Genomic DNA, 25,149 nt, shown 5'->3' with positions numbered 1-25,149 from the left:
TCCGAGCGATTCAAGCCGGCGCGCGACGCATGTCACGCGCATTCGGCCGGCCCCGGAACCGCGCGCCGCTCGAGCGACGCGGACCACAGCGTGAGCGCGAGCGCCGCCATCGCGAGCGCGGCGCCCGCCCACGGCAGTTTCGCGAGCGGCACGCCTGCATGGATCGCGGTGCCGCCGAGCCACGCGCCGAGCGCGTTGCCGAGGTTGAACGCGCCCTGGTTGAGCGTCGATGCGAGATTCGGCGCGTGGCTCGCGCGATCGACGATCAGGATCTGCAGCGGCGGCACGATCGCGAACGCGAGCACGCCCCACACGAAGATCGTCGCGAGCGCGGGCAGCGGCGCGCGCATCGTGCCCGCGAACGCGGCGAGCACGACGCCGATCGACGAGAGCGTCGCGACGAGCGACGGCATCCGCCGCCAGTCGGCGAGCTTGCCGCCGACGGTGCCGCCGACCGTCAGGCCGAGGCCGAACAGCAGCAGCACGAGCGTGACCTCGTGCGGCGTGAAGCCCGTCACGTCCTCGAGGATCGGCGTGATGTACGTGAACACGGTGAAGAGGCTCGCCGACGCGAGCACGCTGATGCCGAGCACCATCAGCACCTGCGGATTGCGCAATACGCTGAACTCGCGCGCGATGCCGGCCGCGGGCATCTCGAGGCGCTTCGGCACGCAAAAGGCGAGCGCCGCCGCCGCGAGCGCGCCGATGCCGGTGACTGCCCAGAACGTCGCGCGCCAGCCGAACGCCTGGCCGAGCGCGGTGCCGAGCGGCACGCCGAGCACGTTCGCGAGCGTCAGGCCCGTGAACATCAGCGCGATCGCCTGTGCGCGCTTGTTCGGCGCGACGAGGCTGCTCGCGACCACCGAGCCGATGCCGAAGAACGCGCCGTGGCAGAACGCGGTGACGACGCGCGCGACCATCAGCGTCGCGTAGCCGGGCGCGATCGCGCAAAACAGATTGCCGACGATGAACACGCCGATGAGCGCGAGGAGCGCCGCCTTGCGCGGCATCTTCGCGGTGACGACGGCGAGGATCGGCGCGCCGATCGTCACGCCGAGCGCATAGCCGGACACGAGCATGCCCGCCGCCGGAATCGACACGCCGAGGTCGCGCGCGACGTTCGGCAGGAGTCCCATGATGACGAACTCGGTGGTACCGATGCCAAACGCGGCAACGGCAAGGGCGAAGAGAGGCAGCGGCATGGACGACTCGCGGGAGGACCGCCGCGTCCGGCGCCGCGGGATGCGGCGCGCCGATGGAAGCGGGCGGAACAGCCGCGATTTTATCTCAGGGAAAACCCCGGTGTTTGGGGCCTGATCAGGTGTTGCGCGCAGGCGTCGGCGCGACGTCCCAGCCGTTTTCGTACAGGCACGCTTCGAGCGGCATCCGCGTGGCCCAGCGCTCCTCCTCGAGCATCGGCTTGGCGTAGAACGCGTCGACGTGGCCGAGGCACAGCACGGCGATCGGCTTGGCGCCGTCGGGCATCGCGAGCAGCCGGCGCAGCGCGTCGACGTCGAAGAGCGATACCCAGCCCATCCCGAGCCCTTCGGCGCGCGCGGCGAGCCACATGTTCTGGATCGCGCACGCGGCCGACGCGAGATCCATTTCCGGCAGCGTGCGGCGGCCGAACACGTGCCGCTCGCGCCCGTCGGCGAGCGCGACGACGAGCAGCTCGCCGCATTCGCGCACGCCTTCCACCTTCAGCCGCATGAACTCGTCGTGCCGCTCGCCGAGCGCGTCGGCGGTCGCGCGGCGCTCGGCTTCGACGAGCGCGTGGATCTGCTCGCGAAGCGCCGGCTCGGTCACGCGGATGAAGCGCCACGGCTGCATGAAGCCGACGCTCGGCGCGTGGTGCGCGGCGCGCAGCAGGCGCGCGAGCACGGCGGAATCGACCGGGGCGGACGTGAAATGGCGCATGTCGCGCCGTTCGAAGATCGCGCGGTAGACGGCGGCGATCGCGGGTTCGTCGAAACGCATGGTGGACTGGCAAGGCGGGTGAAGGCGAATCGCCGCAACGATAGCAGAGTCGCGCGGCGCGCCAATCAGGGTTCAGCCGATTCGTGGCGGCGCGGCGTCGTTCATGTCGAGGCGCGCGGCGCGCCGCGTCCGCCTTCGCCCGCCGCGCCGTCAGCCCTGCCGCCCGGCGTCGACGACGTTCCGCGGCGCGCCGTCCTGCCATGCGCGGATGTTCGCCAGCGTCGTGTGCGCGATCTCCGCGAGCGCCTCGCGCGTGAAGAACGCCTGGTGCGACGTGACGATCACGTTCGGGAACGTGAGCAGCCGCGCGAGCACGTCGTCCTGCAGCGGGCGGTCGGAGTGGTCCTCGAAGAAGAGCCCGCTTTCCTCCTCGTAGACGTCGAGCCCGAGATGGCCGAGCTGGCCCGTCTTCAGCGCGTCGATCAGCGCCTGCGTGTCGACGAGGCCGCCGCGGCTCGTGTTGATCAGCATCGCGCCCGGCTTCATCCGCGCGAGCGCATCGGCGCCGATCATGTGATGGGTCGCGGGCATCAGCGGGCAGTGCAGGCTCACGATGTCCGATTCGGCGAGCAGCGCGTCGAGCGGCACGTAGCGCACGCCGAGCGCGAGCAGCGCGTCGTCGTGCGGCGGCAGCGAATGCGCGAGCACGCGCATCCCGAAGCCCGCCATGATCCGCGCGAACACGCTGCCGATGAGCCCCGTGCCGATCACGCCGACCGTCTTGCCGAAGAGATCGAAGCCGAGCAGCCCGTTGAGCGAGAAGTCGCCTTCGCGGGTGCGCGCGACGGCGCGCGGCAGGCGGCGGTTGAGCGCGAGGATCAGCGCGACCGCGTGCTCGGCGACCGCATGCGGCGAGTAGGCGGGCACGCGCACGACGACGAGCCCGAGCCGGGCGGCCGCCGCGAGATCGACGTGGTTGAAGCCGGCCGAGCGCAGCGCGATGACGCGCGTGCCGCCTGCGGCGAGCGCTTCGAGCACGGGGGCGTCGAGCGTGTCGTTGACGAACGGGCACACGACTTCATAGCCGCGCGCGAGGATCGCCGTCTCCGCGTCGAGATGGGAAGGCTGGAAGTGCAGCCGGTAGCCGAACGACTGGTTGGCGGCATCGAACGAATCGTGGTCGTACTGCCGGCTGCTGAAAAGAATCACGCGCACGCTTTGCCTCCGGTAAAGGTGCGCATCAGTTTACTTCAGTCGGGCGTCACTGGAGTCCTGCGACGACGTCCGGGCGCTTCGCCGTGCCGGCTTCGCGCATGAAGTAGTGGCCGTTCGTCTCCGTCTTCTGCCCGCCGAGGTGATACAGCGCGTGCTCGACGAAGCTGCGGGTGCGCGCCGGCAGGAACTGGCGGTTCGGATAGACGATCGACAACTGCGTGTCGGGATCGTCGATCCGGTAGTCGCCGAGGATCCGCACCAGCTCGCCGCTTTCGAGCGCATCGGCGATGTAGCTTTCCGGCAGCACCGAAATGCCGGTGCCGGCGAGCGTCGCCGCGCGCACCATCGACGCGCTGTTGACCGTGTAGACGGGCTGCAGCGACACGACGTGCGTGAAGTGGTCCGGATCGACGAAGCGCCAGGTCGACGAGTGCTGGCCGGCCGGCAGCGCGATGCACGCGTGGCGCACGAGATCGTCGGGGCGGTGCGGCGCGCCGTGCCGCTCGATGTACGAAGGCGCCGCGCAGAGCGCGAGCGTGTTCGGCATCAGCGGATGGCCGATCAGCGCCGGATTGCCGTCGAGGCGGCCGCCCGTGACGAGGCCCGCGTCGTAGCCGGCTTCGATCACGTCGAGCGGCCCCTCGGTCAGCGTCAACTGCACGCGCACCTTCGGGTACTGGCGACGGTAGCTGTCGACGAGAGGGGTGATCCGGCCGGGCGACAGCAACCCGGACACGGCGACGCGCAGCGTGCCGACGGGCTCGTGCACCGCCCGTTCGACCGACGCCTCGAGTTGATCGAACTCCTCGAGGAGCGCCCGGCAGCCGTCGAGATAGCGGATGCCCGCTTCCGTCAGCGACAGGTTGCGTGTCGTGCGATGGATGAGACGCGTGTTCAGATGTGTTTCGAGCATCGCGATCGAACGCGTGACGAGCGCATTCGATACGCCGAGCTTGCGCGCCGCCCGGCGGAAGCTCTGCAGTTCGGCAACACATACGAAAACACGCATGGTCTGGATTTGGTTCATAGCTTTCGTTGGCCCATTAAATGATTATGTTGTGTTTTTCACCTTCGATCATGGCAAGCCGCCGGCTGTCGGATCAGCACAGGACTTGTCTTAAATAACGAATCATCGAAGGCTGGGCAAATTGTTCAATAAGCTGACAGCATCAGTCAACTAAATAATTATTTCATCCCGAATGTAATAAATCGGCCGCCGGCCCCGGCGATCCCCTATTTATGGGGCGTGAACCGATTCCGCGATTCGCGTGCGCGATATTCGGCGATTGGGCCGGTTTTAATCCCGGCAAGGCGGGCCGGGCGGTGCGCCGGCGCGGGACCGTTTCCATTTCGGGACTCCGCTGGTTCGGAGTGCGGCGCGCCGCGCGCAGGATGCCGTTCGCGTATTTTTTTGAGGATTTTTGTGTGCGAATTGCAATGAGGTGTACGGTTCTTTTCCTGCGCGGAACAAATAGTTTGCTGCGCCGCACAGAATGGTTAATGCAAGCTTTTACGGAAAGCTTGACGACTCGGCTTGCAAAAAATGATTTTTCGATTTAACGGGGAGTCGATTTGATGCCGGTTTGGCCTATTCGGGCGGGGCGGGCCGGAATTTTCCGGTGCGAGGCGCGAGAAAGAGTGCGGCGCCGGCATGTGCCGGGATGCGCGCGGCGGACGTCAACCCCCGATATGTCGCAGGGCGGCCCGGCCAGCGCGACCCGACGCCGCGCAAGCATCCGAAGCGCGCGTCGATCAAAACACTTGCGCATTGCATCGGTTCGCGGAATGATCGATCGATCACCGCTTTTTCCAACCCGTTGTCCTCCGCCAGCCCATGTCCACGACCGATCATTCGCCGATTCCCTGTCCCGTCGTCGTCCCGCTCGACGCGATCCTGCCCGAAGAACCGCTCCTCATGATGGGCGCCGGCCCGGTGCCGATCCCCGCCGCGGTCGCGAAGGCGAACACGATCGTGATCAACCACCTGGGCGCGACGATGGCGAAGATCATCGAGCAGGTGAAGGAAATGGCCCGCTACGTGTTCCAGACGCGCACGAAGTGGGTGCTGGGCGTCGCGGGGCCGGGCTCCGCCGCGATGGAGATGGCCGTCTCGAATCTCGCGTGGCCCGGCACGAAGGTGCTGTCGATCAAGAACGGCTTCTTCAGCGCGCGGATGGCCGAGATGGCGACGCGCGTCGGCGCGAGCGTCGCGACGATCGACGTGCCCGACCGCTCGGTCGCGAGCCTCGACGAAGTCGCCGGCGCGATCGCGCGCGAGCGCCCCGAGATCGTCACGATCGTCCACGGCGAGACGTCGAACACCGTGTGGAACCGCCATCTGAAGGAGATCGCGGCGATCGCGAAGGCGGCGGGCGCGCTCGTCGTCGTCGACGCGGTCTGCACGCTGTCGACGATGCCGCTCGACATGGACGCGTGGGGCATCGACGCGGTGATCACGGGCGGGCAGAAGGGGCTGTCGTCGATTCCGGGCGTGTCGCTGATCGCGTTCTCCGACGCCGCGTGGGAGCGGATGAAGAGCCGCCCGGAGCCGAACACGCACTGGTGCCTCGACATGGCGCTCGCCGAGAACTTCTGGCACAACGCCGGCTATCACTACACGGCGCCCGTGTCCGGCGTGCTCGCGCTGCACGAGGCGCTGCGGCTCGTCTGCGCGGAGACGCTCGAGAACCGCTACGCGCGGCATCTGCGCTGCTCGCTCGCGCTGCAGGCGGGGATCACCGGAATGGGGCTCGAGCTCTATGCACCCGAATCGTGCCGGCTGAACTCGGTCGTCGGCATCGCGGCGCCGGAAGGGCTCACGCCGGGGCTCATCTGCGGTCACATCTCGAAGCAGTATCAGGTCGAGATCTCGGGCTCGTTCGGCCTGCCGATCGTGCGGATCGGCCAGATGGGCGAGCAGTGCCGCGAGCACAATCTGTTCCGCACGCTGCACGCGTTTGGCCGCACGATGGTCGACCTGAAGGTGGACGTCGATCTGCCGTCGGGCGTCGCGGCGCTCGAGCAGGCGCTGTCGGGGCGCGCCGCGTGACGCGACGCGCGTTGCCCGGGCCGCCTACGTGGCCTGCATCGCGCGGCGGTACTCGCCGGGCGTCGCGCCATGCGTGTCGCGAAAGCGATGGCTGAGATGGGCGGCGTTCGCGTAGCCGCACTGCGCGGCGACCTGCGCGAGCGGCAGCGACGTCGTGCGCAGCAGCGTGCGCGCGCGGGCGAGGCGCTGCTCGGCGATCCACGCATGCGGCGCGCGGCCGAACGACACGCGGAACATCCGCGAGAAATGGTATTCGGACAGCGACGCGAGCCCGGCCAGTTCGCCGAGCGTCATCGGCTGCGTCAGGTACGTGTCGATGTAGTCGCGCACGCGTCGGCGCACGGCGGGCGCGAGCCCGCCCTTGAACGGCGCGTCGGCGTTCGTCATGCTCTGCCCGCGCAGCAGGAGGCTCAGCACCTCGTGCGCGGTTTCGTTCACGCGCAGCCGGCCGTCGGCGTCGTCCCAGCGCTCGAGCGCGAGCGAGCGGCATAGCGCGGCGACGCGCGCATCCTCGAAATACGTGCGATCGGCGAGCGTCAGCTCGCGCGGCTCGCGGTCGAGCTCGCGCACCGCGCGCTGCGCGAAGTGCTCGGGCAGGAAGTACAGGTGGACGAAGTGCATCTCGCCGCGCACCCACCAGCGCGATTCGTGGTCGCCCGGCAGCGCGCACAGCAGGCTCGGCGCGCCGTAGCGCGCGATCTTCTGCCGCTCGGTGCGGTAGCCGCCGTCCAGGTAGCACGACAGCGTGTGATGCCCGGGCTGCGCGTACACCGTCTCGCTTTCGTCGGTGACGCGCGTCCACTCGGCGATCGCGAGGTGATCGCCGAGCCACGCGAAGCGCTCGAGCCTCGCGTTCTCCTCGGAGAGCGTCCGGCAGACGGATTGCAGGCCGAACGGAACCTCGCCGCCGACGAAATCGGCGACGGGCACGGACAGGCGGGCGTCGAGCGGAGGCGAGGAGGGCGCGTGCATGATGGAGCGAGTATAAGCGCGCACGCGCGGGCGCAGCCCGGCCGCCGGCAAAAGACCGCAATTCCAGACAATCGGCGCCCGAAGCGAGGCGGCATAGTCGGAGTCCTCCTCTCGTCGTCGTGTTCGTCTTCGCACCGCTTTCGCTTTCGCCATGAATCTGTCGCTTTACGTCGTCACCGTGCTGATCTGGGGCACCACTTGGATCGCGATCAAATGGCAGTTGGGCGGCGTGCCGCCGCCCGTGTCGATCGCGTGGCGCTTCTGGCTCGCGGCCGCGGCGATGTTCGTGCTGCTGCGCGCGATGCGCAGGCCGATCCGGCCGCCGCGCGACGCATGGCGCTTTCTCGTCGCGCAGGGCGTCGCGCTCTTCTGCCTCAATTTCCTGTGCTTCTACTACGCGGAGCAGGTCGTGCCGAGCGGCCTCGTCGCGGTGGTGTTCTCGACCGCGCCGCTCCTGAACTCGATCAACGGGCGGCTGTTCATGGGGCGGCCGCTGCGGCAGTCCGCGATCGCGGGCGCGCTGCTCGGACTGACCGGCATCGGGTGCCTGTTCTGGCAGCAGATGGCGGGGCACGTCGACGATCGCGCGACCTGGATCGGCCTGGCAATCGCGTTGGCGGGCACGATGTGCTTCTCGGCGGGCAATCTGCTGTCGAGCCGGATGCAGGCGATGGGGCTGCATCCGCTCGCGACCAACGGATGGGCGATGCTGATCGGCGCGGCGATCCTGACCGCCGGCAGCATCGCGGCCGGACTGCCGCTCGCGCCCGATACGAGCCCGCGCTATCTCGCCGCGCTCGTCTATCTCGCGGTGCCCGGCTCGGTGATCGGGTTCACTGCATACCTGACCCTCGTCGGCCGGCTCGGGCCAGAGCGCGCCGCTTATTGCACGGTGCTGTTCCCGATCGTCGCGCTCGCCGTGTCGACCGTGTTCGAGGGCTACCGGTGGTCGCCGGTCGCGGTCGTCGGGTTGATGCTCGTCGTCGCCGGCAATCTGGTCGCGTTCGATCTGACGCGCCGGCTCTTCGTGCGGACCGCCTGAGCGGAGGGGCGTGGCGGGCCGTCGCGCGCGGGCGGCCTTTTCGTGTGCGTCGTCCGTTTCGTTCCGCAACCGGCGCGGCGCGCGGCCGCCGTCGGATGCGGCGTCGCCGGCCGGCCGCTCAGGCGGGCGCGCCGCTGCCGGACAGACGCGCCTGCCGCTGATACAGCGCCGTCGACAGCGCGACGCCCGCCGCCGCTGCGACGGCCGCGCACAGGAACACCTGCGGATAGCCGAACGCGCCCGCGACGTAGCCGGCGAGCGGCCCCGTGATCCCGAGCGACAGATCGAGAAACACCGAATACGCGGACAGCGCCGCGCCGCGGCTCGCGGGTGGCACGAGCGCGACCGCCTCGACGCCGAGCGCGGGAAAGATCAGCGCGAAGCCGAAGCCCGTCAGCGCGGCGCCGACGAGCGCGACGTGCGGCACGGGCGCGAGCCACAGCATCAAGAGGCCCGCGCATTCGAAGGCGAACGACACGATCGCCACGCGGAACCCGCCGTGCGTCTTGATCGTGTTCGCGAACAGCAGGCGCGCGCCGATGAACAGCGTGCCGAACACGGTCAGCGACAGCGCGGCATTCGGCCAGTGCCGCGCCGCGTAGTAGAGCGTGATGAACGTCGCGATCGAGCCGAAGCCGGCCGAGCCGAGCGCGAGGCCGAGGCCGTGCGGCAGCACGCGGGTGAACACGCTTGCATACGACATCCGCTCGCCGTGCACGAGCGGCACGGGCGCGATCCGCCGCGCGAGGCAGTAGCCGAGCGCCGCGAGCGCGATCACGAGCACGCCGAGCACCGCGGGAATCAGCGCATGTGAGATCGCGACGCCGACGGGCGCGCCGATCGCGAGCGCGCCGTACGTCGCGATGCCGTTCCACGAGATCACGCGCGCGTTGTGCGCGGGGCCGACGCGGCCGATCCCCCACAGGATCGCGCCCGTGCCGACGAGGCTTTCGCCGACGCCGAGCACGAGCCGGCTCGCGACGAGCAGCGCGATGCTCGCGGCCGGCCAGCGCGCGAACGCGAATGCGCAGAGCAAGAGCGCGCCGCTCGCGCCGCTCGCGGCGAGCCCGCGCAGCACGGTGCGCTTCGGGCCGAGCGTATCCGCGTAGCGGCCGGCGAGCGGCCGAGACGCGAGCGTCGCGAAATACTGCACGCTGATCGCCGCGCCCGCGACGACCGCCGAAAAGCCGAGTTCGTCATGAACGAAGCCCGGCAGCACGGCGAGCGGCAGGCCGATCGTCAGATAGCAGACGAACGTGAACGAGACGACGGAGACGATCTGCAGCGTCGTCGCGAACGCGCTGCGGGGGGAAGAGGCGGAATCGGCTGACATTGCGGGGACGGAACGAAGGCGAGCATCCGGTTGATGCGAAAGCCGAATTTTTACATGGAACCGGTTTTCCTGCAGGTACCGCTTAGTTAAACCACTGTGCAAGGCGGCATATCGCCGCAGCGATATAAACCGCATGCGCGGCCGGCTATGGGTTCCGGAATTTGACGGTGATAGCGTGCGAAATATGACGACGACGGCCGCGGCGGCGGTCCGCGCGCCGCTTGGGCACCGCTCGGGTGCCGCGCGCCGCCGCCGCGTCGGGTCGTGTCCCCATTTTCGAGAACGACGCAGCGAGAACGATGCAACATGAGTGAGCCGATTCGTTTCTATCATCGCCGGGCGATCCGCGAAGTCAGCGGCGCGGACGTGACCCGCACGGTGCTCCAGTATCTGCGCGAGGACGCGCATTGCACCGGCACGAAGGAAGGCTGCGCGGAAGGCGATTGCGGCGCGTGCACGGTCGTCGTCGGCGAGCTCGCCGACGCGGGCGGCGTCGAGTTCAAGGCGGTCAACGCGTGCATCCAGTTCCTGCCGACGCTCGACGGCCGCGCGCTTTTCACGGTCGAGGACCTGCGCCAGCCGGACGGCGCGCTGCATCCGGTGCAGGACGCGCTCGTCGAATGCCACGGCTCGCAGTGCGGCTTTTGCACGCCGGGCTTCGCGATGTCGATGTGGGCGCTCTACGCGCGGCACGGGCACGACGCGCAGCGCGCCGATCGCACGACGCCGTCGCGCGCTCAGATCGCCGACGCGCTCACCGGCAATCTGTGCCGCTGCACCGGCTACCGGCCGATCGTCGACGCGGCGGTGCGGATGTTCGACGCGCCGCCGCCGAAGGTTCACGTCGACGTCGCCGCGCTCGCGCGCACGCTGGAAGCGCTGCGCCGCGAGGGCACGTTCCACTACGAGCACGCGGGCCGATCGTTCGACGCGCCGCGCACGCTCGACGCGCTCGCGCGGCTGAAGGCCGAGAAGCCCGCCGCGCGCGTGCTCGCGGGCAGCACCGACGTCGGCCTGTGGGTGACGAAACAGTTGCGCGATCTGGGCGACGTGCTCTATGTCGGCCAGGTGCCCGAGCTGCGCCGGATCGCCGAGCGCGACGACTGGATCGAGATCGGCGCGGCCGCGACGCTCGAGGCCGCGTATGCGGCGCTCGCCGCGCATTATCCGGAGCTCGCCGAGATGTGGAAGCGCTTCGCGTCGCTGCCGATCCGCAACGCGGGGACGATCGGCGGCAACGTCGCGAACGGCTCGCCGATCGGCGATGCGATGCCGGGCCTGATCGCGCTCGGCGCGCGGGTCGTGCTGCGCGGCGGCGACGCAACGCGCGAGCTGCCGCTCGAGGCGCTGTATGTCGGCTATCAGAAGAAGGACATGGCCGAGCACGAGCTCGTCGTCGCGCTGAAGGTGCCCAAGCGCACCGGCGCGCGCGCGAACCTGCGCTTTCGCACGTACAAGTTGTCCAAGCGCTTCGATTCCGACATCTCGGCCGTCTGCGCGGCGTTCGCGTTCATCGCCGACGGCGATGCGATCCGCGCGCCGCGCATCGCGTTCGGCGGCATGGCCGCGACGCCGAAGCGCGCATCGCACGCGGAAGCCGCGCTTGCCGACGCCGTATGGGACGAGGCCGCCGCGCTCGCCGCGATGCGCGCGCTCGGTGACGACTACGCGCCGCTCACCGACATGCGCGCGACGAGCGCGTATCGGCTCGAGACCGCGAAGAACCTGCTGTACCGCTTCTGGCTGGAGACCCGCCCGCACGATCCGCTGCCCGCGTCGGCCGTGAACGTGCGCGAAGTCGCCGCCGAGCCGGCCGCCTCCTGACCGATCGACGCCAAGCGGAGCCATCGCATCATGAATCAGCAAGCCGAACCTTTCCTGAGCTTCACCGCCGACGCCGGGCGCGACGCGTTCAAGCAGGTCCACGTGTCGCGGCCGCATGAATCCGCGCATCTGCACGTGAGCGGGCGCGCGACCTACACCGACGACATCCCGCTCGTCGCGGGCACGCTGCACGCGGCGCTCGGCCTGTCCGCGAAGCCGCATGCGAGGATCGTGTCGATGCGGCTCGACGCGGTGCGCGTGGCGGCGGGCGTCGTCGCGGTGCTGACCGCGGCCGACATTCCGGGCGCGAACGATTGCGGGCCGATCGTCCACGACGATCCGGTGCTCGCCGACGGCGTCGTCCAGTACGTCGGGCAGCCGATGTTCGTCGTCGTCGCGGCGTCGCACGATGCCGCGCGCCGCGCCGCGCGTCTCGCGCAGATCGAATACGACGAGCTGCCGGCGATCCTGACCGCGCAGGCCGCGCGCGCGGCCGACTCGTACGTGCTGCCGCCGATGAAGCTCGCGCGCGGCGACGCGCCCGCACGGATCGCGCGCGCCGCGCATCGCGACGCGGGCGAACTCACGTTGGGCGGCCAGGAGCAGTTCTATCTCGAAGGGCAGATCGCGTATGCGGTGCCGAAGGAAGACGGCGCGATGCACGTGTACAGCTCGACGCAGCATCCGAGCGAGATGCAGCATCTCGTCGCGCACGTGCTGGGCCTCGCGTCGCACGACGTGCTCGTCGAATGCCGGCGCATGGGCGGCGGCTTCGGCGGCAAGGAATCGCAATCGGGCCTGTTCGCGTGCTGCGCCGCGCTCGCCGCCTGGAAGCTGCAGCGCCCGGTGAAGCTGCGCCCCGATCGCGACGACGACATGATGATCACCGGCAAGCGGCACGACTTCCATTACCGCTACGACGTCGGCTACGACGACGCGGGCGTGATCGAGGGCGTCTCGGTCGACATGACGTCGCGCTGCGGTTTCTCCGCCGATCTGTCGGGGCCCGTGATGACGCGCGCCGTGTGCCACTTCGACAACGCGTACTGGCTGCCCGACGTGTCGATCGTCGGGCGCTGCGGGAAGACGAACACGCAGTCGAACACCGCGTTTCGCGGCTTCGGCGGCCCGCAGGGCGCGTTCGCGATCGAGTACATCGTCGACAGCGTCGCGCGCGCGCTCGGCCGCGATCCGCTCGACGTGCGCCGCGCGAACCTGTACGGCAAGACCGAGCGCAACGTGACGCCGTACGGGCAGACGATCGAGGACAACGTGCTGCCCGAGCTGATCGCCGAGATCGAGGCGACGAGCGCGTATCGCGCGCGCCGCGCGGCGACGCGCGCGTTCAACGCGGCGAGCCCGGTGCTGAAGAAGGGCATCGCCCTCACGCCGGTGAAGTTCGGCATCGCGTTCAACGTCACGCATTTCAACCAGGCGGGCGCGCTCGTCCACATCTACACCGACGGCTCGATCCTCGTGAACCACGGCGGCACCGAGATGGGCCAGGGGCTCAACACGAAGGTCGCGCAGGTCGTCGCGCACGAGCTGGGCGTCGGCTTCGCGCGGATTCGCGTGACGGCGACCGATACGAGCAAGGTCGCGAACACGTCGGCGACCGCGGCGTCGACAGGCTCCGACCTGAACGGCAAGGCCGCGCAGGACGCCGCGCGCCAGTTGCGCGAGCGGCTCGCCGCGTTCGCGGCCGAGCATGTCGGCGGCGGCAACGCGTGCGCGGCCGACGTGCGCTTCGCGCACGACGAGGTGCGCGTCGGCGAGACGGCGGTGCCGTTCGAGGAGCTTGTCGCCCATGCGTATCGCGCGCGCGTGCAGCTCTGGTCGGACGGCTTCTATGCGACGCCGAAGCTGCACTGGGATCAGGCGGCGCTGCGCGGGCGGCCGTTCTTCTATTACGCGTACGGCGCGGCGGTGTCGGAAGTCGTCGTCGACACGCTGACGGGCGAGATGCGCGTACTGCGCGCGGACGTGCTGCACGACGTCGGCGCGTCGCTGAATCCGGCGCTCGACATCGGGCAGGTGGAGGGCGCGTTCATCCAGGGGATGGGGTGGCTCACGACCGAGGAGCTGTGGTGGAACGACGGCGGCAAGCTGATGACGCACGCGCCGTCGACATACAAGATCCCGACCGTCAACGACTGTCCGCCGGACTTCCGCGTGAAGCTGTTCGACAACCGCAACGGGGAGGACAGCATTCACCGCTCGAAGGCGGTCGGCGAGCCGCCGTTGCTGCTGCCGTTCTCGGTGTTCTTCGCGATCCGCGACGCGATTGCGGCGCTCGGCGATTACGCGATCAATCCGCCGCTCGCCGCGCCCGCGACGGGCGAGTCGATCCTGCGCGCGGTGCAGGCGGTGCGCGCCGCGCGGGCGGGGGCGTGATGCGGGGCGGTTGCACGGCGGCGTGATCGCGCGTCGCGCATTGGCGGGTGACATGCGTCGCGAGGCGCGGCAGCGCAATGCGACGATTGTCGCGACGCGCGAATGCGCAACGCAGAGACGCTGCGAAGCGAATTGAACCGATCCGTATAAACCTGCGCTTTTCAGCGGAACCGGTTTCCGCGAAGATGATCGTCGCTTTCTCCCCGACACCGATCGACACCGACGACACCGACGACACCGACGACGACGAAAACGATGAGACATCCCCTGACGAAGCCCATCGGCGCCGCGCTGCTGGCCGCGGCCGCCGCGCTCGCGCAAGCGCACGCGGCCGAGCTGCACGTGATGAATTCCGGCGGCTTCACGGCCGCGTACAAGTTGCTCGCGCCGAAGTTCGAGGCGGCGACGGGCAATACGCTCGACATCGCGTACGGCCCGTCGATGGGCGCGACGCCGGAGGCGATCCCGAACCGGCTCGCGCGCGGCGAGCCGGCCGACGTCGTGATCATGGTCGGCTATGCGCTCGACAAGCTGATCAGCGAAGGCAAGGTCGATCCGGGCTCGCGCGTCGAGCTCGCGGATTCGCGGATCGGCGCGGTCGTGCGCGCGGGCGAGCCCGTGCCCGACATCGGCACGCCCGGCGCGCTGAAGGCCGCGCTGCTGCAGGCGAAGTCGGTTGCGTACTCGGACAGCGCGAGCGGCGTCTACGTCCAGAACGAGCTCTTCAAGCGGCTCGGCGTCGAGGCCGAGGTCAGGCCGAAGGCGACGATGGTGCCGCGCATTCCGGTTGCGTCGAAGGTCGCCGACGGCGCCTATGCGCTCGGCTTCCAGCAGGTGAGCGAACTGCTGCCGGTGCGGGGCGTGACGTTCGTCGGCAAGATCCCGGAGTCGCTGCAATCGGTGACGCGCTTCGCGGGCGGGATTCCTGTCGGTGCGAAACATCCGCGCGAGGCGCGCGCGCTGCTCGACTATCTGGCGTCCCCCGCGTCGGCCGACGACGTGCGCAAGACGGGCCTCGACCCGGTGCCGGCGCGCTGATTCGTTGCGCCACCGGGGGCGACGCCGCGCATTGCGCCGACCATGCGCCGCGGGAGCCGGTACACTCGTCATCTCGCGCGCCACACGCGCCACACGCCGCTCGCGTCAACGAGGCAGACCCATGCAAGCGCATCAACCATATTTCGACGAAGTCGTCGCCGGCTGCGACGCGATCGGCGGCTGGCTCTCGGGCGACGTGTCCGGGCCTGGGGCGCTCGACGCGCTGATGGCGCGCTTCGCGCCGTCTTTCACGATGGTCGGCACCGACGGCGACGTCTACGATCACGCGGCCACGCGCGCGCTGTTCGCGCGGCTCGCCGGCCGCAAGCCCGGCTTGAGGATCACTTTTTCGGAGATGCGCGCGCTCGTCGCGGACGCGGCGCGCGGCGTCGTCAGCTACTGCGAGTTCCAGTCCGACGCGACAGGCGAGCTGCCGACGCGCCGCTCGACCGCCGTGTTCGAGCGCGACCCGCGCACGGGCGCGGTGTGCTGGACGCATCTGCAGGAAACGTTCTGCGCGAAGTGAGCCGTTCGCGATTCGGCGATGCGTGCACCGGCGAACGGGCGGCGCGCGGCGCAGCCAGCGACGGCCCGATGCTGATCGCATCGGCCATCACGCCGACCACCGGCAACTACCGCCGCTTCCCCCGCGCCGTCAATTCCGCCGACACATCGGCCATCAGCGCGCCCAGCCAGTCGACGTCGGTCGGCCGATCGGGCGCCGGGTGCCGGAGCTGATAGCACCGGATGCGCGGAAACGGCACGGGCGGCGCGACGACGACGAGCGGCAGCAGTTGCGCGTAATGGAGCGCGAAGCGGCGCGTCGTCGTGAAGATCAGGTCCGATTGCAGCAGCACCTGCGGTACGAGCCCGAAGTACGGCAGCGTCGCGGCGACGCGCCGCGCGATGCCTGCCCGCGCGAGGCCGAGCTCGATCGCGTTGTGCCGCGCGCCGATGTACGGCGCGGGCGCGAGATGCACGGCGCTCGCATACGCGTCGCGCGTGAGCGGCGCGCGCGCGAGCGGATGGTCGTGCCGCATCAGGCAGACAACGGTGTCCGAGAACAGGTCGGTGCGCACGAAGCGCGGATCGGGCTTCGGCCAGTTGCCGATCACGAGATCGAGCGCGCCCGAATCGAGCGCGGCCGCGTGATCGAGCGACGGATTCAGCGAATCGATCTCGATGCGCGCGTGCGGCGCGGCCGCGCGAAAGCGCGCGACGAGCGTCGGCATGAAGAAGTCGTTCAGATAGTCGGGCGCGGCGATCCGGAACGTGCGGCGCGCGGTATCGGGATCGAACGGGCCGTGCGGCGTCGAGACGAAGTCGACGTCGCGCAGCGCGCGCTCGGCCGCGTCGAGAAGCGACGCGCCGTACTCGGTTGGCACCATGCCCGTCTTGCCGCGCACGAGGAGCGGGTCGCCGAGCGCGTCGCGCAGCTTGCGCAGCGCGGCGCTGATCGCGGGCTGGGTCTGGTTCAGGCGCAGCGCGGCCTGCGTCACGCTGCGCTCGACGAGCAGCGTGCGCAGCACGCGCACGAGCCAGATGTCGAGCGACGCGGCGCGCTCCTGATCCGGTCGCATCGGCGGCGGGGAAGGCAACATCAGGCGCGCTCGCCGCGCGTCGCGCGAGCGCAGGGCAGCGAGGCGGGCAGCGTCATGCGAGCCCGGACGGCAGCGTGCTGATGCGCCTGACTTCACTCGATTCGAGCCAGCTCGGCGTGCGCGCGCAATAGAGCAGCATCGGCAGCGCGTCCTCGCCCCAGAACAGTTGGCGGTTCAGCCAGAACGTCGGCACGCCGAATACGCCGAGGGAGATCGCGTCGTTGGTGTTGCGGCGCAGTTGCGCGCGCGTTTCGTCCGACGTGAGCCGGTCGTCGTCGTGCGCGATGCCGACGCGGCCGCACAGCTCGGCGAAGTTGTCGGGCGCGGACGGATCGCGCCCCTCGCGCCAGATGAAGCGGAAGATCTCGCGGATCGCCTGGACGTCCGAATCGAGCGCGATCGCGAGCAGCAGCGCGCGCGTCGAATCGAACGGATGCGCGGGCGGCATCCTGAACGGGATGCCGAGCTGCTCGGCGCGAAAGAGCGCGTGCCGGTAGATGAAGACGCGCTTCGCGGGCACGCCGGACGCGGGGCGCTGGCCCCAGTGGCGATGCAGTTCGGCGAGTGCCACCGGCGTGAGCGCGAACGCGATGCCGGGCCATTTGTCGTGTTGCTCCAGCAGCAGATACGAGAACGGCGACAGGAAGTCGTAGAACCATATCGGCTGGGAGGCGTCGAGGCCGACGGTCATGGAGAGTCTCCTGAGGAATAGGACGCAACGCGCGGCCTCTTTGTTGAATGTTACGCGGCGGCGTGGGCAAATGCAGCCGTCGCGACGGATTTTCGGCTCAAGCGTCGCCCGACGCTCGCGTGCCGGCGGGCGGCGCGCCGGCGGCTTTCGGCGCGGCCGCGGCGGGCTGTGGCGTCTCGTGCTCGCGCGCGAGCAGCCGCTCGCGGACGAAGCCGATGTGCTCGCGCAGCACGTAGAACTGGCCGGCGTACGCAAGCGGCATCTTCATCCGGTTGACCGATTCCTCGACGTCGTCGAGCTTGTCGAGCAGCACGATGCGCTCTTGCGCGGTGTGCTCGCCAAGCGCGCTGCGCTCGAGCGCGATGAGCGCGCCGTACCACCGGTAGATCCGCGAGCGCACGCGCCAGCCGTACAGCGCCGGCACGAGCCGCAGCCCCGGAATCAGCACGACGATGAGCGGCACGACGATGAAGAGCAGCCGGTCGACGAGGCTCGCCACCCAGAACGGCAGCTTCCGGTACAGGAACGTCTTGCCCGACTTGTAGTAGCGCGCGGCGTCGTCGGACAACAGGAAGCTGCTGTGCGTGACGGGCGATGGAAATTCGCCCGCGCGCTGCAGGATCGTCGCGCGGCCGTGCACTTCGCGCGCGGCCTCGATGAGCAGGTCCGACAGCGCGGGATGCAGCGTGTCGCGCGCGATCAGCTCGACGGTCGGCGACAGCGTGTGGATGTCCGACGGCGGCAGGTTCGTGCCCGGATCGTAGACGCCCATCGGCAGCGTGATGTCGGTGAGGTACGGGAAGCGCCGCGTGTACGCCTCGGCCTGCGCAAACGAATAGAAATGCACGCCGGGCGCGCGGAACAGCTTCGCCATCACGGGAATCTGCGTCGAGTCGCCGGACAGGAACGCCGCGTCGATGCGGCCTTCCGTCAGCGCGCGCGCGGCGTCCTCGCCGGACAGCGGCAGCAGCGCGGTCGGGCCGCCCGGCGCGATGCCGTTCATCTTCAGGAGCGCGAGGCCGAGCTCGTGCGCGCCCGCGCCCTCGGCCCCGAGCGCGAGCCGCTTGCCCTTGAACTGCGACAGCCGCTCGATCACGGGCCCGCGATAGAGGATCGCGAGCGGCACGTAGCCGACGCTGCCGAGCGACACGAGATCCTCGTGCTTTTCCTTCTGCTCGATGCCGCTCTGCACGAAGCCGACGTCGACCTTGCGCGCCGGGTCCGACAGCCGCGCGAGATTCTCGGCCGAGCCCTCGGATTCGAGCACGTCGAGCATCACGCCGTTCTTCGCGAGGATCTGCTTGTAGCGCTGCGCCGCGCGCCAGTTCGTGCTGCCGGGCGGGCCCGCGGAGATCGTGAGCGACGTCGGCGGCGCGGGCTGGATCAGCGCGATCGCGAGCCAGATCGCGGCGATCGACAGCACGACGGTCGGCCCGATCGACATCGCGAGATCGCGCCACGACACTGCGATGAAGCGGGCGACGATGCGATGCGGCCGGTGGCGGCGGGTGGGTTCTGGCTTCATGAGGCTGACGGCGGGCGATCTGTTCGCGGCGATGGTACCCGAGTTCGGCGCCGCTGCGGCAGCGCCGCGCCGCAGCACGAGAACTTGGCGCACATGCGCACTGTGGATTACATTGTGCAGGGCGCGCCGCGCGTTCGCGTTCAGCTATCGAACGCGGCCGCGCGGGCGCCCTTTTTGCGCGGCCACGCCCGGCGCGACGCGGCCCGGTTCCGGGCCGGCGCTTTTCCCGCAACATCTCGCGCAGCCGTCGTGCGGCGTCGCGCGACGCCGCATCGCGGTCCGTTCATGACCGAGCATCGCCTGCTGTCGCGGTTCCCGTCGAAACAACCAGAACCAGGAGAACGCATGAAACCGATCGTATCGAAGGCTGTCGCAGGCATGATCGTCGCGGCGCTCGCATGCGGCAACGCACTCGCGCAGGGGAGCGACGCCGCGCCCGAGGCGAGCGCGCCCGCCGCCGCGCAGAACGCGTCGAAGGCCGCCGCGAAGACCGCGCGCAAGTCGAACCGCAAGCTCGGCTACGCGGTGCGCAAGGCGATCTCGAAGGCGAACGGCGTGAATGTGTCGAACATCACGGTACGCACGAAAGGCGGAATCGTGACGCTCGAGGGCTCGGTGCCGGACGCGTCGCAGATCGACAAGGCGGTCGAGGCGGCGAAGGGCGTCGCGGGCGTCGTGTCGGTCGACAACAAGCTGTCCGTGCAGCCGCAGTGACGGCGAGGCGCGGGCGGCGCAGCGACGCCGCCCGCCGCGCGCGCCGGCCGTGCCTGGGCGCGGCGCGCGCCGCCCGGCGAGCGGGCGATTCGACCCAATCAGGCAGACTGGGGGCAACAATGACGACGATCAGGGGCGGATCGAGGCGCGCGCCGATGCTGGCGCTCGCGCTTCTCGGCGGCGTGCTGCTCGGCGCGTGCCACAGCGACGACAACGCGCAGGTGAACGTGCTGCCCGGCTTCGTTTCGGGCAGCGTGCGCAAGACGACCTACGACGGCGCGAGCGATGATCTGCTGACGGCGGGGCTCGGCAAGACGGGCCTCGGCAGCGATACGCGGCCGGGCTTCGCGAATCCGGCGCAACCGAGCGCGGCGGAGCTGCGGCGCCTTGCGATCTACTCGAACTACCGGGCGCTCGTCGACATCACGCCGAACGGCGGCTACGGGCGCTTCTGGGGGCCGAACGTCGACCTCGCGGGCAACGACACGCTCGGCGAAGGCAAGATTCCCGGCACCGAATATCTCGCGTACTCCGACGACGGCAGCGGCCGCAAGAACGTCACGCTGCTCGTGCAGGTGCCGGCGAGCTTCGATCCGGCGAATCCGTGCATCGTGACGGCGACGGCGTCGGGCTCGCGCGGCGTCTACGGCGCGATCGCCGCGGCGGGCGAGTGGGGCCTGAAGCGGGGCTGCGCGGTTGCGTACAATGACAAGGGCGGCGGCAACGGCGCGCACGAGATCGGCACGGGGCTCGTCACGCTGATCGACGGCACGCTTGCGAACGCGTCGAGCGCGGGCAGCGCGAGCCTCTTCACCGCGAGCGAATCGAGCAGCACGCTCGCCGCGTTCAACAGCGCGTTTCCGAACCGCTACGCATACAAGCACGCGCATTCGCAGCAGAATCCCGAGCAGGACTGGGGGCGCGTGACGCTGCAGGCGGTCGAGTTCGCGTACTGGGCGCTGAACGAGCAGTTCGGCCCCGTCGTCGACATCACGCAGCACGGCATCCGCTATCGGCCGGGCGATATCACGACGATCGCCGCATCGGTCAGCAACGGCGGCGGGTCGGCGCTCGCGGCGGCCGAGCAGGACACGCGCGGCTGGATCACCGCGGTCGTCGTCGGCGAGCCGCAGATCAACGTGCGCCTTACGCCCGGCGTGACGGTCGAGCAGGGCGGCGCGAGAGTGCCGTCGTTCGGCCGGCCGCTCGCCGATTACGCGACGCTCGCGAACCTGCTGCAACCGTGCGCGGCGGCGGCCGTCGCCGCGACGGGCGCGCCTTACCTCAGCGCGCTGCCCGTCGGCGTCACGCAGGCGATCCGCACGCAGCGCTGCGCGACGCTCGCGGCGGCCGGGCTCGTGTCGGGCGCCGATGCGGCGACCCAGGCGAGCGACGCGCTCGCGCAACTGCATGCGGCCGGCTACCTCGCGGACTCCGACCTGCTTCAGGCGCCGATGTGGGATTCGCAGGCGATTCCGGCGATCGCGGTCACGTATGCGAACGCTTACACGCGCTCGCGCGTCACCGATAACCTCTGCAACTTCAGCTTCGCGACGACGAATCCGGCGACGGGCGCCGTTGCCCCGCCCGCCGCGTCGCCGATGACGAGCCTGTTCGGCGCGGGCAACGGCGTGCCGCCGACGAACGGGATCAATCTCGTGTTCAACGGCGCGTCGGGCGGCGTCGACCACCGGCTCGCGACGCCGGACGCGAGCTTCGCGGGCGCGTTTTGCCTGCGCCAGCTATGGACCGCGAGCCAGCTCGGCATCGGCGCGAACGTCGATGCGGTGCGTGTGGCCGCGAATCTGCAGCACAAGCCGGCTATCATCGTGCATGGCCGCAGCGACGCGCTCGTGCCCGTCAATCACGCGTCGCGCGCGTATGTCGCGCAAAACAGCGCGACCGAGGGCAGCGCGAGCCAGCTTGCGTTCTACGAAGTGACGAACGGCCAGCACTTCGACGCGTTCCTGGCGGTGCCCGGCTTCGACACGCGCTTCGTGCCGGTTCACTATTACGACGAGCAGGCGCTCAACCTGATGTGGAATCACCTGAAGAACGGCGCGCCGCTGCCGCCGTCGCAGGTGATTCGCACGGTGCCGCGCGGCGGCGTGCCGGGCGCCGCGCCCGCGCTGTCGACGGCGAATCTGCCGCCGATCGTCCAGTCGCCGGGCGCGAACGCGATCATCGTGAACGCGGGCGTGATCGACGTGCCGCTCTGACGCGCCGCGCACACTCGCTGGCCGCGACGGCCGGCCTGCACGCACGTGCGGCCGGCCGTTTTTCATTGGCCGGCGAGCATCCGCCGCATCGGCGCGATTCGCCGGTTCCGCTGTAACAAATTCTTACTTTACGTTGCGGGCGGGCGCTTCTAATATGCGCCGGTATTTGATCGCATTTTTAAAAATTACAGGCGACTCATGCATTTCAGTTTTATTAAATAATACTTTCGAAAACATTTTTTGGTCTTCGAAAAATCGAACTGAATTTCCGTTATTCGATTAATTGAAAATCGAAGGGGAGATTATTTTCCTGAAAACAATGTGCACGGCCGCCCGCGCTGCGCGCAGGGGCGGGCTTGTCTACTCGGAACGCAGGGGGCGTCCCGCACGATCGGTATTGCGATTGCCGATTTTATTCTGGAATTGATTCCAGTGCGTCGAGCCGGAAATACGGGCGGGTAAATAATTCCGTGCGCTGATGCCGCGCATGGAGAAAATGCTCGGGGTGCGCGTCGCATAACGGTCGCATTCCTGGCGAAGCGCGTCGATGAAATCATCCGTTTCAATCGGCGGAATTTATCGTTCTATTCGAGAGGGCAATAATGAAGATACAGAAGTCCTTGAAAGACGGTTTCGCGCTCGGATTGTTCAGGGCGGCACGGCCGGTCGCCGCTGCCGCGCTGGCCGCGCTGCTCGTCGCCGCATGCGGCGGCGATGACGGCGGCGGCGCCAGCCCGTCGCTCGCGGCAGCGAACGTCGCGAACACGAACACGTCGGCGAACGCGACGACGGCTGCCGACGCGACGACCAACGCCGCGCTGCCGCCGGATCAGCCGTATATCGACAACGACGTCTACGGCACCGGACCGAACGATTCAGTCACCGACGCGACGGAAGGCACGGCGGTCGTGCACCGGCAGGTGAAGATCGGCGACCAGATCCTCACCTACACGGCGACGGCCGGCCACCTCGTGACGATCGATCCGATCACGTCGAAGCCGAACGCGAAGATGTTCTACGTCGCGTACACGCTCGACAATCCGAATCCGGACAAGCCGCGCCCCGTCACGTTCTTCTACAACGGCGGCCCGGGCTCGTCGTCGGTGTACCTGCTGCTCGGCTCGTTCGGGCCGAAGCGTCTGCAGTCGTCGTTCCCGAACTTCACGCCGCCCGCGCCGTACCGGTTGCGCGACAACCCCGAGAGCCTGCTCGACCGCTCGGACCTCGTGTTCATCAACCCGGTCGGCACCGGCTACTCGGCCGCGATCGCACCGGCGAAGAACAAGGACTTCTGGGGCGTCGACCAGGACGCGCACTCGATCGACCGCTTCATCCAGCGCTACCTGACGAAGTACGCGCGCTGGAACTCGCCGAAATTCCTGTTCGGCGAATCGTATGGCACGGCGCGCAGCGCGGTGACGTCGTGGGTGCTGCATGAGGACGGCATCGAGCTGAACGGGATCACGCTGCAGTCGTCGATCCTCGACTACTCGAACGCGGTGAGCGCGATCGGCATCTTCCCGACGCTCGCGGCCGATGCGTTCTACTGGAACAAGACGACCGTCAGCCCGAAACCGGCCGATCTGGACGCGTACATGGCGCAGGCGCGCAACTACGCGGACAACGTGCTCACGCCGCTCGCGCAGGCGCCGAATCCGCAGGACGGCGGCTTCGTCAACGTGCGGCTGAACCTGAACCTCGCGGCCGCGCAGCAGATGGGCGCGTACATCGGCACCGATCCGGTCTCGCTGATCCAGACGTTCGGCAATCCGGCCGCGCTCGGCAACGTGCCTTCGTCCGACGACAACCCGCCGTACACGTTCTTCCTGACGCTCGTGCCGGGCATCCAGATCGGCCAGTACGACGGACGCGCGAACTACACGGGCAAGGGCATCGCGCCGTACATCCTGCCGAACTCGGGCAGCAACGATCCGTCGATCAGCAACGTCGGCGGCGCGTACACGGTGCTGTGGAACGACTACATCAACAACGACCTGAAGTACGTGTCGACATCGTCGTTCGTCGATCTGAACGACCAGGTGTTCAACAACTGGGACTTCAGCCACACGGACCCGACGGGCGCGAACCGCGGCGGCGGCAACACGCTGTATACGGCGGGCGATCTCGCCGCGACGATGAGCCTGAACCCGGACCTGAAGGTGCTGTCGGCGAACGGCTATTTCGACGCGGTGACGCCGTTCCACCAGACCGAGCTCACGCTCGCGCAGATGCCGCTCGATCCGGCGATCAAGTCGGCGAACCTGACGATGAAATACTATCCGTCGGGTCACATGATCTATCTGAACGATCACTCGCGGATCGCGATGAAGGCGGATCTCGCGACGTTCTACGACGGCATCCTCACGGACCGCAAGGCGCTGCAACGCGTGCTGCTGCGTCAGCAGAAGGCGCTGCAGTTGAAGCAGCAGAAGCAACAGCAAGAGCAAGAGCAGTGATGCGAGGCTAGCCGTTTTCGGCCGCGCCGCCCGCCGCCCGCCCGCCGCCGTCACGCGGCAGCGAGCGGCAGCAAGCGGCGCGGTTCACACAAACGGCGGCTTCGCGGCGATCTTCGCCTCGCGCGCGCATGGCGCTCGCGAGGCGTTTTTTTGCGATGGTGCGGCGGTTCGCCGGCGGCGTCGAGCGGGGTGAACGACGCGAAGGGGCGAAGGGGCGAAGGACGGCGGCGAGGCGTGCACGCGCCGCACGCCGGCGAACGCTGCTTGGCGCGCCGCCGTGCGTCAGGACAGCACGAGCTTCGCGCCGACTGCGACGAGTGTCGTCGCGAGAAGCCGGCGCAGCAGCCCTTCGGGCGCGCGCGCCGACAGATGGCTGCCGACGACGATGCCGGGCACCGATCCGATCAGCAGCGAAACCAGCATCGACCAGTCGACCGAGCCGAGCATCCAGTGCCCGACGCCCGCGACGAGCGTGAGCGGGACCGCATGCGCGATGTCGGAGCCGACGATGCGCGTCGTCGACAGCGCCGGGTACAACAGCAGCAGGACCGTCACGCCGATCGCGCCCGCGCCGACCGAAGTCAGCGACACGAGCACGCCGAGCACGGCGCCCGTGAGCACGGTCGCGGCGAGCGTGCGCGCCGGGCTGGGCGGCAGCGCGCGCGTGCGCTTCGCGGCGAACGCGGCGAGCTGCGGGCGGAACAGCAGCGACAGCGACGTGAGCAGCAGCGCGGCGCCGAGCACGAACTGGATCATCCGGCTGGTTTCCTGCGAGTGCATGCCGTGCGAATGCAGGAACCATAGCGTGATCGCGGCGGCGGGCACGCTGCCCGCCGCGAGGCGCCCGGTGATCCGCCATTCGACCGTGCCCTTGAGCCCGTGCACGAAGGTGCCCGTCGCCTTCGTGATCGCCGCGTAGAGCAGGTCCGTGCCGACCGCCGTCGCCGGGTGGACGTTGAACAGCAGCACGAGGATCGGCGTCATCAGCGAGCCGCCGCCGACGCCCGTCAAGCCGACGAGAAAACCGACGAAGAGGCCGGACAGGGAGTACAGCAGATCGATATGGGGCAACGACATCGGCGGAGAACGTTAGGCGTTTGAAAGCGACGGCGCGAAGTGAATCCGTCATTGTCGCAAAACTCGCAGATCGATGCGGGAA

General features: G+C 69.1%; 19 protein-coding genes. 9 read left to right on the top strand and 10 right to left on the bottom strand.

The window, feature by feature from the left end:
- Positions 1 to 32: 32 nt before the first annotated feature.
- The 4 genes from WS92_RS25055 to WS92_RS25040 all read right to left on the bottom strand — a co-directional run bounded on the left by WS92_RS25055 (position 33) and on the right by WS92_RS25040 (position 4,159).
- Entirely contained in the window at positions 33 to 1,202 is a 1,170-nt protein-coding gene (locus WS92_RS25055) for an MFS transporter (RefSeq protein WP_059930878.1), read from the bottom strand.
- Between the two features lie 115 nt (positions 1,203 to 1,317).
- A complete protein-coding gene (gene bluB / locus WS92_RS25050; RefSeq protein WP_059930876.1) occupies positions 1,318 to 1,977 on the bottom strand; it encodes a 5,6-dimethylbenzimidazole synthase in 660 nt (219 codons plus the stop codon).
- Between the two features lie 150 nt (positions 1,978 to 2,127).
- The gene (locus WS92_RS25045) at positions 2,128 to 3,132 is read right to left on the bottom strand and encodes a 2-hydroxyacid dehydrogenase (RefSeq protein ID WP_015601657.1); all 1,005 of its coding nucleotides are present in this window, start codon (positions 3,130 to 3,132) and stop codon (positions 2,128 to 2,130) included.
- Between the two features lie 46 nt (positions 3,133 to 3,178).
- Entirely contained in the window at positions 3,179 to 4,159 is a 981-nt protein-coding gene (locus WS92_RS25040; protein ID WP_015601929.1) for a LysR family transcriptional regulator, read from the bottom strand.
- An 807-nt stretch (positions 4,160 to 4,966) separates the two neighbouring features.
- Between WS92_RS25040 and WS92_RS25035 the strand changes: the two genes are divergently transcribed.
- Positions 4,967 to 6,181, top strand: a complete 1,215-nt coding sequence (locus WS92_RS25035) for a pyridoxal-phosphate-dependent aminotransferase family protein (RefSeq protein WP_006025461.1) — start codon at positions 4,967 to 4,969, stop codon at positions 6,179 to 6,181.
- Positions 6,182 to 6,205: 24 nt separating this feature from the next.
- Here the strand turns inward: WS92_RS25035 and WS92_RS25030 are convergent, their stop codons facing one another.
- A complete protein-coding gene (locus tag WS92_RS25030; RefSeq protein ID WP_059931128.1) occupies positions 6,206 to 7,153 on the bottom strand; it encodes a helix-turn-helix domain-containing protein in 948 nt (315 codons plus the stop codon).
- A 151-nt stretch (positions 7,154 to 7,304) separates the two neighbouring features.
- On the opposite strand from WS92_RS25030, the gene WS92_RS25025 reads away from it, so the two are divergent.
- Positions 7,305 to 8,195 (top strand): DMT family transporter, encoded by an 891-nt coding sequence (locus tag WS92_RS25025; protein WP_059930874.1) that lies wholly within the window; start codon positions 7,305 to 7,307, stop codon positions 8,193 to 8,195.
- Positions 8,196 to 8,313: 118 nt separating this feature from the next.
- Here the strand turns inward: WS92_RS25025 and WS92_RS25020 are convergent, their stop codons facing one another.
- Positions 8,314 to 9,528, bottom strand: coding sequence for an MFS transporter (locus WS92_RS25020; RefSeq protein WP_015602092.1), 1,215 nt, complete (start codon positions 9,526 to 9,528; stop codon positions 8,314 to 8,316).
- A gap of 306 nt (positions 9,529 to 9,834) precedes the next feature.
- Between WS92_RS25020 and xdhA the strand changes: the two genes are divergently transcribed.
- The 4 genes from xdhA (at position 9,835) to WS92_RS25000 (ending at position 15,310) form a co-directional block, all read left to right on the top strand.
- Entirely contained in the window at positions 9,835 to 11,352 is a 1,518-nt protein-coding gene (gene xdhA / locus WS92_RS25015; RefSeq protein WP_015600133.1) for a xanthine dehydrogenase small subunit, read from the top strand.
- Positions 11,353 to 11,382: 30 nt separating this feature from the next.
- On the top strand, positions 11,383 to 13,746 hold the full coding sequence (gene xdhB, locus WS92_RS25010; protein ID WP_059930872.1) for a xanthine dehydrogenase molybdopterin binding subunit: 2,364 nt from the start codon (positions 11,383 to 11,385) through the stop codon (positions 13,744 to 13,746).
- Between the two features lie 255 nt (positions 13,747 to 14,001).
- Positions 14,002 to 14,784, top strand: a complete 783-nt coding sequence (locus WS92_RS25005; protein ID WP_059930870.1) for a substrate-binding domain-containing protein — start codon at positions 14,002 to 14,004, stop codon at positions 14,782 to 14,784.
- A gap of 121 nt (positions 14,785 to 14,905) precedes the next feature.
- A complete protein-coding gene (locus WS92_RS25000; RefSeq protein WP_006025468.1) occupies positions 14,906 to 15,310 on the top strand; it encodes a nuclear transport factor 2 family protein in 405 nt (134 codons plus the stop codon).
- Positions 15,311 to 15,416: 106 nt separating this feature from the next.
- Here the strand turns inward: WS92_RS25000 and WS92_RS24995 are convergent, their stop codons facing one another.
- The 3 genes from WS92_RS24995 to WS92_RS24985 form a co-directional block, all read right to left on the bottom strand.
- Positions 15,417 to 16,364, bottom strand: a complete 948-nt coding sequence (locus WS92_RS24995) for a LysR family transcriptional regulator (protein ID WP_015600195.1) — start codon at positions 16,362 to 16,364, stop codon at positions 15,417 to 15,419.
- A gap of 73 nt (positions 16,365 to 16,437) precedes the next feature.
- Complete coding sequence (locus WS92_RS24990) at positions 16,438 to 17,076, bottom strand: 2-hydroxychromene-2-carboxylate isomerase (RefSeq protein WP_059930868.1); 639 nt, start codon at positions 17,074 to 17,076, stop codon at positions 16,438 to 16,440.
- A gap of 97 nt (positions 17,077 to 17,173) precedes the next feature.
- On the bottom strand, positions 17,174 to 18,601 hold the full coding sequence (locus WS92_RS24985) for a TAXI family TRAP transporter solute-binding subunit (RefSeq protein WP_061083898.1): 1,428 nt from the start codon (positions 18,599 to 18,601) through the stop codon (positions 17,174 to 17,176).
- 345 nt (positions 18,602 to 18,946) lie between these two features.
- On the opposite strand from WS92_RS24985, the gene WS92_RS24980 reads away from it, so the two are divergent.
- From WS92_RS24980 to WS92_RS24970, 3 genes are all read left to right on the top strand, one after another.
- Complete coding sequence (locus tag WS92_RS24980; RefSeq protein ID WP_009913409.1) at positions 18,947 to 19,315, top strand: BON domain-containing protein; 369 nt, start codon at positions 18,947 to 18,949, stop codon at positions 19,313 to 19,315.
- A gap of 119 nt (positions 19,316 to 19,434) precedes the next feature.
- Positions 19,435 to 21,534 (top strand): D-(-)-3-hydroxybutyrate oligomer hydrolase, encoded by a 2,100-nt coding sequence (locus tag WS92_RS24975; RefSeq protein WP_059930866.1) that lies wholly within the window; start codon positions 19,435 to 19,437, stop codon positions 21,532 to 21,534.
- A 602-nt stretch (positions 21,535 to 22,136) separates the two neighbouring features.
- Complete coding sequence (locus tag WS92_RS24970) at positions 22,137 to 23,990, top strand: S10 family peptidase (RefSeq protein WP_059930864.1); 1,854 nt, start codon at positions 22,137 to 22,139, stop codon at positions 23,988 to 23,990.
- A 282-nt stretch (positions 23,991 to 24,272) separates the two neighbouring features.
- On the opposite strand, the gene WS92_RS24965 is transcribed toward WS92_RS24970, so the two are convergent.
- A complete protein-coding gene (locus WS92_RS24965) occupies positions 24,273 to 25,067 on the bottom strand; it encodes a sulfite exporter TauE/SafE family protein (RefSeq protein WP_009913406.1) in 795 nt (264 codons plus the stop codon).
- Positions 25,068 to 25,149: the final 82 nt, after the last annotated feature.

Origin of the sequence: Burkholderia sp. MSMB1588, assembly GCF_001546925.1 — a bacterium.
In the GTDB taxonomy this organism is placed as follows: Bacteria; Pseudomonadota; Gammaproteobacteria; order Burkholderiales; family Burkholderiaceae; genus Burkholderia; species Burkholderia humptydooensis.
Note: the sequence above shows the minus strand (reverse complement) of the source record. Positions and strands in the feature narration are given on the sequence as shown.

What these genes read in the sequence shown, in the direction of transcription:
- WS92_RS25040 (WP_015601929.1), bottom strand. Translation starts at nt 4,159, where the DNA reads ATGAACCAAATCCAGACCATGCGTGTTTTCGTATGTGTTGCCGAACTG.
- WS92_RS24990 (WP_059930868.1), bottom strand. Translation starts at nt 17,076, where the DNA reads ATGACCGTCGGCCTCGACGCCTCCCAGCCGATATGGTTCTACGACTTC.
- WS92_RS24970 (WP_059930864.1), top strand. Translation starts at nt 22,137, where the DNA reads ATGAAGATACAGAAGTCCTTGAAAGACGGTTTCGCGCTCGGATTGTTC.
- WS92_RS25035 (WP_006025461.1), top strand. Translation starts at nt 4,967, where the DNA reads ATGTCCACGACCGATCATTCGCCGATTCCCTGTCCCGTCGTCGTCCCG.
- xdhA (WP_015600133.1), top strand. Translation starts at nt 9,835, where the DNA reads ATGAGTGAGCCGATTCGTTTCTATCATCGCCGGGCGATCCGCGAAGTC.
- WS92_RS25025 (WP_059930874.1), top strand. Translation starts at nt 7,305, where the DNA reads ATGAATCTGTCGCTTTACGTCGTCACCGTGCTGATCTGGGGCACCACT.
- WS92_RS24975 (WP_059930866.1), top strand. Translation starts at nt 19,435, where the DNA reads ATGACGACGATCAGGGGCGGATCGAGGCGCGCGCCGATGCTGGCGCTC.
- bluB (WP_059930876.1), bottom strand. Translation starts at nt 1,977, where the DNA reads ATGCGTTTCGACGAACCCGCGATCGCCGCCGTCTACCGCGCGATCTTC.
- WS92_RS25000 (WP_006025468.1), top strand. Translation starts at nt 14,906, where the DNA reads ATGCAAGCGCATCAACCATATTTCGACGAAGTCGTCGCCGGCTGCGAC.
- xdhB (WP_059930872.1), top strand. Translation starts at nt 11,383, where the DNA reads ATGAATCAGCAAGCCGAACCTTTCCTGAGCTTCACCGCCGACGCCGGG.
- WS92_RS24980 (WP_009913409.1), top strand. Translation starts at nt 18,947, where the DNA reads ATGAAACCGATCGTATCGAAGGCTGTCGCAGGCATGATCGTCGCGGCG.
- WS92_RS24965 (WP_009913406.1), bottom strand. Translation starts at nt 25,067, where the DNA reads ATGTCGTTGCCCCATATCGATCTGCTGTACTCCCTGTCCGGCCTCTTC.
- WS92_RS24995 (WP_015600195.1), bottom strand. Translation starts at nt 16,364, where the DNA reads ATGCGACCGGATCAGGAGCGCGCCGCGTCGCTCGACATCTGGCTCGTG.
- WS92_RS25055 (WP_059930878.1), bottom strand. Translation starts at nt 1,202, where the DNA reads ATGCCGCTGCCTCTCTTCGCCCTTGCCGTTGCCGCGTTTGGCATCGGT.
- WS92_RS25020 (WP_015602092.1), bottom strand. Translation starts at nt 9,528, where the DNA reads ATGTCAGCCGATTCCGCCTCTTCCCCCCGCAGCGCGTTCGCGACGACG.
- WS92_RS25005 (WP_059930870.1), top strand. Translation starts at nt 14,002, where the DNA reads ATGAGACATCCCCTGACGAAGCCCATCGGCGCCGCGCTGCTGGCCGCG.
- WS92_RS24985 (WP_061083898.1), bottom strand. Translation starts at nt 18,601, where the DNA reads ATGAAGCCAGAACCCACCCGCCGCCACCGGCCGCATCGCATCGTCGCC.
- WS92_RS25030 (WP_059931128.1), bottom strand. Translation starts at nt 7,153, where the DNA reads ATGCACGCGCCCTCCTCGCCTCCGCTCGACGCCCGCCTGTCCGTGCCC.